Raw genomic sequence first — 5,579 nt, 5'->3', positions numbered from 1 at the left:
GAACGCTAGCCTGTCACGCTAGAGGTCGTGGGTTCGAGCCCCATCCGGGTCGCCATTTTTCTCCCTTTCCGCTTTGCCAAATATGCCTTTGTAGCTCAGTTGGTAGAGCAGAGGACTGAAAATCCTCGTGTCGTTGGTTCGATTCCGACCGAAGGCACCAAGCGCGGGTTTAGCTCATTTGGCAGAGCGCCACCTTGCCAAGGTGGAGGTAGCGAGTTCGAGCCTCGTAACCCGCTCCAAAAAGAACGCTTCATTTTGAAGCGTTCTTTTTCTTTTTTCGCGAGAACGAACCCGCTGCCTCCACCGACATTTTAAATCCGGAGGTCCCGGGGTCCCCGCGAAAGCGCGCTTTCGCGGGGTGGGGTTGCGGGTTCGAGCCTCGTAACCCGCTCCAAAAAGGACGCTTCATTTTGAAGCGTTCATTTTTATTTGGAGCGGCTATTTACCAACTATACAAAAAAAGGGGGGTATTCGACATCAATTGTTGTCAAAACATATTTCTAAGCAAGTCCATAATGATCTGTTGCTGCTTTGGATTTAGCGCCGACCAATTATCAAGCATTTCTCCCTGCTCTGGCGTAAGCGAAATGGGGTCATCCCCTTCTGAGAAAAATTGTGATAAGGTAATTCCAAATCCTTTGCACACCTTATCCAGCGTTTGTATTGTTGGCGTTTGTCCCTTGCGGTACCAGGTGGATATCGTTGATTGAGACAGTCCGGAATGTTTTGATAAATCATACTCAGTCCAGTTCCGAGCCAAGCGGAGTTTCGTAATTTCTTTGAGTATATCTATCATGATCCCCACCCTCTTGCTACGTTATAAGGCTTTTATTCTTTCAGCGAAGATATGACACTATCGAAAATCTCCAACGCTTGCTTTCTCTTGGTAACATCAAGAGCATTCAACTTCCTAATCATGTCGTTACTCTTGGCTTCATAGCCAACGACCAAACTATCTTGAAGGACATCGTCGGCAGAAGCATTCAAAGTGTTCAGGATCAGCAGGAACGTTTCTAGCTTCGGCACTTTATCGCCACGTTCGATATCGGCCAGATACCTTGTGCTGATGCCTATCCTTTCTGAACACTCTTTCAGACTCCAACCACATTTCGCTCTATATGACTTAAGCTTCTTTCCCATGCTTTTACAGTTCACGGGCACCACCACCTATCTAGGGATATCTTCTACAAATAGCATACCAACTATACAAAGCCAACAAAATGATCTATTAATAGAAATGTCCCTAAATAGGGGTTGTGCTTGACAAACATTTGTGCTAACATAGGACTGGGAAATTGGCAGCTTCGCCAAAACGCATGACGAGGAGGAAGCGCAATGCCTGACAAGGTACTGACGACCATTGAAGCAACCATCATGACCAAAACAAAAGAGGCCCTGTTAAAGCACTGCGAAAACACCGGGCTTTCGATCGGCGAAGTGATCGACCGTATGGCATTGGATTTTGTCATTGATACTCCCGAACTTGCCGCAAACGTATTGTGTGAGGAATTCGTGATCATGGTCGTCAATCAGACGGAGGAGCAAATGCAAAAAACGGTCCACCATGTGATCGCCAGCCTGATGATTCCCTTTCTTGGGAACGACAGTGATGCGCGCGCTTTTTTTGAGGACCTTTCGCTCTGCATCAAAGATCATATGGATCTCATGACGAAAAACGCGCAGGCGTCATAGCCGAATCCAAAAGTGCGGCCGCCGGCCACGCGAAAAGCCCCGGGGCGCTTCCTCCGAAGCGTCCCGGGGCTTTTCCCGCGCTATTTGTCGATGTAGACCAGCGGGTCCAGGAAGCTCGACCCGATGCGGATTTCAAAATGCAGATGGTTGCCGGTGGAGTTGCCCGTCGAGCCGACGTTGGCGATCTTCTCCCCCTGCTTGACCTCCTGCCCGGCCGATACGTCGAGCGAGCTGTTGTGCCCGTAGAGGGTGCGGGAGCCGTCGGCGTGCTCGATGATGACGCACTTGCCGTACTCCCCGTACCAGCCCGCGAGCACGACGCGCCCCTGCGCCGCCGCGTAGACGGGCGTGCCGTGCGGGGCGGCGAGGTCGATGCCGTTGTGGTGGGGATAGTCGTAAAAATCCGCCGACAGCCACCCGGTCTTGAGCGGGCGGATGAAGGAGGACACCCAGCGGCTGCCGTCGGCGGTTTCGCTTCGCAGCACCCGGGTGCCCCTCTTGACCACCTGGTCGACGGGGCGGGCGGTGTCGGTCGACTGGACCGACAGCACCTTGACCGGCCGGTCGCCCTCGAAGACGACCTGTGAACGGATCTCCCGCTCGCCCGCGATCCCCGCCGAGACGACCTCGGTATAGCCCCGGTAGCGGGCGGGCTCGTCCTGGTAGGCGACGCTGTAGGGGATTTTTTCCGTGGTGACGACGGTGCGCGTGGTGCGCGCGGGCGGCTGAAGCGCCAGAATGTTCACCGCGCAGAAGAACGCGAGCGTCACCGCGAGGGCGCGCGCCGTCAGCTTCCTGATGGGGGTATTTTTTGTCCGCTTCCGCGATGTCGATTGTCCGGAGTTGTCCGCAGAAAACTGCATGGGTGTGCCTCCTCCCTGAATCGATACGCACTCAGGATACCGGGCGTTTATGAACTGTCTGTGAACACCGGGCATCGTTTACACAAGGTTTACGATATTGGAAAGCCCTGTCCCCTCCCCCTCCCTGCTTCTTCCCGGGGAGGAAATCCCCGGTCCCCCGGCCATCCAGAATCTCCGGGCGCCCGTTTGCGCCCACCCGCTTGAAATCAGCGCCAAAGTAAGGTATGATTGCTGTAGCGGAAAATCGGAATCCGCGCCTGTTTTTGGCATTTGAGGGGGGAAAATCGGTTGTCCCAGCTTTTGGATGAAATCAGCCGGCTTCTGCAGCAGGGGCGCGCGCCCGCCGTCAAAGAAACGGTTTCCCGCGCGATCGCGGAGGGCCTTTCCGCCGGGGAAATCCTGAACGGCGGCCTGCTTGCAGGCATGGGGGTCATCGGGGAGAAGTTCAAGGCGAACAAGGTCTATATCCCCGAGGTCATGATCGCCGCGCGCGCGATGAACGCGGGACTTGAGCTGCTCAAGCCCCTGCTCGCGGAAAGCGGCGGCGAGGTGCGCGGCACCGTCGTGCTCGGCACCGTCAAGGGCGACCGGCACGACATCGGCAAGAACCTCGTCAAAATGATGCTCGAGGGGAAGGGCCTGCGGGTCATCGACCTGGGGGTCGACGTGCCCGCCGCCAAGTACATATCCGCCGCCGAGCAAAACGGCGCGGACATCATCGCCTGTTCCGCCCTGCTCACCACCACGATGAACGAGATGCGCGCCGTCGTCGCGCTCCGCAACGGCACGCCCGCACTCGGCGGGGTCAAGGTGATGATCGGCGGCGCGCCGGTCACCCAGGCGTTCTGCGACGAGATCGGCGCGGACAGCTATACCCCCGACGCCGCCACCTGCGCGGAGGTCGCGCTCGGGTTCTGTTCCTGAGCGCAGGTGAGGAAGCCCACCAACATGATTGGGGCGCCACGCGCCCATACGGAGGAAAGCCATGTTTTGCAGCAAATGCGGAAGGGAAATCCGGGACGACAGCGTTTTTTGCTCCTACTGCGGCGAGTGTGTCGAGGAGGAGCCGCGGGAGGCCGGGGAGCCCTGCGGCGATGAGGAGGAAGCGCCCTGCGTCCGACCGGGCGCGCCGAAAAAGCGTTGCTCCGAATGCGGGAAGGAGCTTCCCAGCAGCACGATTTCCGACCTGTGCGCGATGTGCACCATCCGGCGGCGCAACCGCGAAATCGAGGAGGAGCGCGAGCGGCGGGACGCGGAACCGCCGAACAGGGACCGCTACGACATTTCGGACGAATTCGACCAAAGCGTCTTCGAGCGCGACCGGACGAACTATTTCCGCGGCGAGGAGCCCGGCTACCGCTCGCAGGAGCGCCCGTCCCGCTCCACCTATACCGGCAAGCCGGCCGGCGCGCTCGGCGGCGCGGACCCCAAGCCCGCCAACCGCGGCTGCCTCATTGCGGCGATCGTGGTGATCGTCGTGGTGTTCGTGCTCCCCATCCTCGCCGTCTTCATCTTCAGCTTCGCGGCGGACTCCCATTCCTCCGTGGACGCCGCCATCGCGCCCGTCTCCGAGGCTTCCCCGATAGACGGCGACTGGTGGCCGGACGACGAGAGCGACTGGCAGGCGGACGACGAGAGCGAGCCCGGCTTTGACGACGGCGCGAACGTCATCAGCACCGGAAGCCGCGACGAGCTGTTCGACCAGTTCATCGTCTCCGCCGCGGAAAGCACCCTCTACGCGATGGTACCCGCCTACTATGAGGCCGATTCGGTCGCCTTCCGCCACGACCGGGAACAGCTCACCGGCGACGGCGCGTTCATCACGACCTACGGCACCGCCGACCTCACTTTGGGCGGGCGCACAAAGACCGACCGCTTCGAGGTGGTGCTCGCGATGTCGCCGAGCTATTACCACCCGCTCTACCTCGCGGTCAACGGCGAGCCGGTCTTCGACATCCGCGATACGGTCGACCGCGACGGCTACGTCACCGCCGAAGGCGCGCAGTTCTACGAGCGCGAGGAGGGCACCTCCCTCTTCGACGAGGAGACGGCCATCCGCCTCGATGATTTTGAATGAAAAATCGGCTGCGGCCGTAAAGCAAAACCTCCCGGGAAGATTTCCCGGGAGGTTTTTGCTTTCCCCGGCTCTGCATCTTCCCTTTCCGGCGGGGAACGCTAAAAGCCGAGGTGATTTTATGCCGAAAAAAGACCGCGCGAAGTCCAAGCGGCCGCCCGAATCCGGCAGCGGCGAACCCGCGCCCTGCGCCGTGGATGTGATCCCCGACTGCGTCAACACCGACGGCACCGAGATCCCCGACGGCTACAACAAAATCGGCTACCAGGTGGTCGACAACATCTGCGAGGAACACATCATGTGAGCTCCAGCCAGCCTTTCCGGCGGCCGGTCCCCAAGGGGACCGGCCGCTTTTCGTATGCGCGCGGAACCCCCGCGCCGATTTTTGAATAGGATGGTTTCAGACGATTTATTGACCGGTTGGGAGGTATTTTTTATGCTGCGATACGGAAATTCGGAATTTTCCATGGGCGGGCGCTGGGGGGTTGTCCCGCCGCCCATCGGCGCGGCGGTCCCGGGCGGGACACCGAGGACGGCGCCCCCGCAGGGCGGCGTCCAGCGCGCCGCGGGCGCGCCGGGACCGCGCAGACCGGGCGGCGCGGCGCAGCCGGACAGGAACGGCGTTCCATACGCCCCGCGCGGCGAGGCAGGGCTCGCGGGTGCGACGGGGCCGGCCGGCCCGAGCGGCGAAACGGGAGCCACAGGTGCCATGGGCCCGATCGGCCCGCGCGGCGAAACCGGGCCAACAGGCGCGATGGGACCGACCGGACCGCGCGGCGAAACGGGGACCGCGGGCGCGATGGGACCGACCGGCCCGCGCGGCGAAACCGGGCCAACAGGCACGACGGGACCGACCGGACCGCGCGGCGAAACAGGGGCCGCGGGCGCGAGGGGACCGACCGGACCGCGCGGCGAAACGGGAGCTGCGGGCGCGACGGGGCCGTCCGGTC

The 5,579-nt window shown here is 60.7% G+C and carries 7 protein-coding genes, 2 tRNA genes and 1 pseudogene; 7 read left to right on the top strand and 3 right to left on the bottom strand.

Going from position 1 to position 5,579, the window contains the following annotated elements; all coding sequences use genetic code 11:
• The first annotated feature begins 84 nt into the window (after nt 1-84).
• Nucleotides 85-160, top strand: a tRNA-Phe gene (locus RCI06_RS14060).
• Between the two features lie 3 nt (nt 161-163).
• Nucleotides 164-239 (top strand) — tRNA-Gly (locus RCI06_RS14055).
• A 248-nt stretch (nt 240-487) separates the two neighbouring features.
• On the opposite strand, the gene RCI06_RS14050 is transcribed toward RCI06_RS14055, so the two are convergent.
• Together RCI06_RS14050 and RCI06_RS14045 are read right to left on the bottom strand one after the other, a co-directional pair.
• Nucleotides 488-796, bottom strand: coding sequence for a helix-turn-helix domain-containing protein (locus RCI06_RS14050; protein WP_276874512.1), 309 nt, complete (start codon nt 794-796; stop codon nt 488-490).
• A 32-nt stretch (nt 797-828) separates the two neighbouring features.
• Nucleotides 829-1,155, bottom strand: coding sequence for a helix-turn-helix domain-containing protein (locus RCI06_RS14045; protein WP_146021689.1), 327 nt, complete (start codon nt 1,153-1,155; stop codon nt 829-831).
• 180 nt (nt 1,156-1,335) lie between these two features.
• On the opposite strand from RCI06_RS14045, the gene RCI06_RS14040 reads away from it, so the two are divergent.
• Nucleotides 1,336-1,692: a hypothetical protein gene (locus RCI06_RS14040; protein WP_306576409.1), complete on the top strand. Its 357-nt coding sequence runs from the start codon at nt 1,336-1,338 to the stop codon at nt 1,690-1,692.
• Between the two features lie 80 nt (nt 1,693-1,772).
• Here the strand turns inward: RCI06_RS14040 and RCI06_RS14035 are convergent, their stop codons facing one another.
• Nucleotides 1,773-2,555, bottom strand: coding sequence for a M23 family metallopeptidase (locus RCI06_RS14035; protein WP_172439168.1), 783 nt, complete (start codon nt 2,553-2,555; stop codon nt 1,773-1,775).
• A gap of 288 nt (nt 2,556-2,843) precedes the next feature.
• On the opposite strand from RCI06_RS14035, the gene RCI06_RS14030 reads away from it, so the two are divergent.
• From RCI06_RS14030 to RCI06_RS14015, 4 genes and pseudogenes are all read left to right on the top strand, one after another.
• A complete protein-coding gene (locus tag RCI06_RS14030) occupies nt 2,844-3,479 on the top strand; it encodes a corrinoid protein (RefSeq protein WP_101549550.1) in 636 nt (211 codons plus the stop codon).
• Between the two features lie 61 nt (nt 3,480-3,540).
• Nucleotides 3,541-4,632, top strand: coding sequence for a zinc-ribbon domain-containing protein (locus RCI06_RS14025; protein WP_306576408.1), 1,092 nt, complete (start codon nt 3,541-3,543; stop codon nt 4,630-4,632).
• A 118-nt stretch (nt 4,633-4,750) separates the two neighbouring features.
• A complete protein-coding gene (locus RCI06_RS14020) occupies nt 4,751-4,933 on the top strand; it encodes a hypothetical protein (RefSeq protein ID WP_306576407.1) in 183 nt (60 codons plus the stop codon).
• 132 nt (nt 4,934-5,065) lie between these two features.
• Nucleotides 5,066-5,579: pseudogene (locus RCI06_RS14015) on the top strand (collagen-like protein); the annotation flags it as partial.

It is taken from the genome of Anaerotruncus massiliensis (ex Togo et al. 2026), assembly GCF_030825285.1.
GTDB lineage: Bacteria > Bacillota > Clostridia > Oscillospirales > Ruminococcaceae > Anaerotruncus > Anaerotruncus massiliensis.
The sequence above is the reverse complement of the archived record's forward strand: the minus strand, read 5'-3'. Positions and strand labels throughout refer to the sequence as shown.

Bases quoted from the DNA above. Each gene is read 5' to 3' on its own strand.
- RCI06_RS14035 (WP_172439168.1), bottom strand. From the start codon at position 2,555: ATGCAGTTTTCTGCGGACAACTCCGGACAATCGACATCGCGGAAGCGG.
- RCI06_RS14025 (WP_306576408.1), top strand. From the start codon at position 3,541: ATGTTTTGCAGCAAATGCGGAAGGGAAATCCGGGACGACAGCGTTTTT.
- RCI06_RS14040 (WP_306576409.1), top strand. From the start codon at position 1,336: ATGCCTGACAAGGTACTGACGACCATTGAAGCAACCATCATGACCAAA.
- RCI06_RS14020 (WP_306576407.1), top strand. From the start codon at position 4,751: ATGCCGAAAAAAGACCGCGCGAAGTCCAAGCGGCCGCCCGAATCCGGC.
- RCI06_RS14050 (WP_276874512.1), bottom strand. From the start codon at position 796: ATGATAGATATACTCAAAGAAATTACGAAACTCCGCTTGGCTCGGAAC.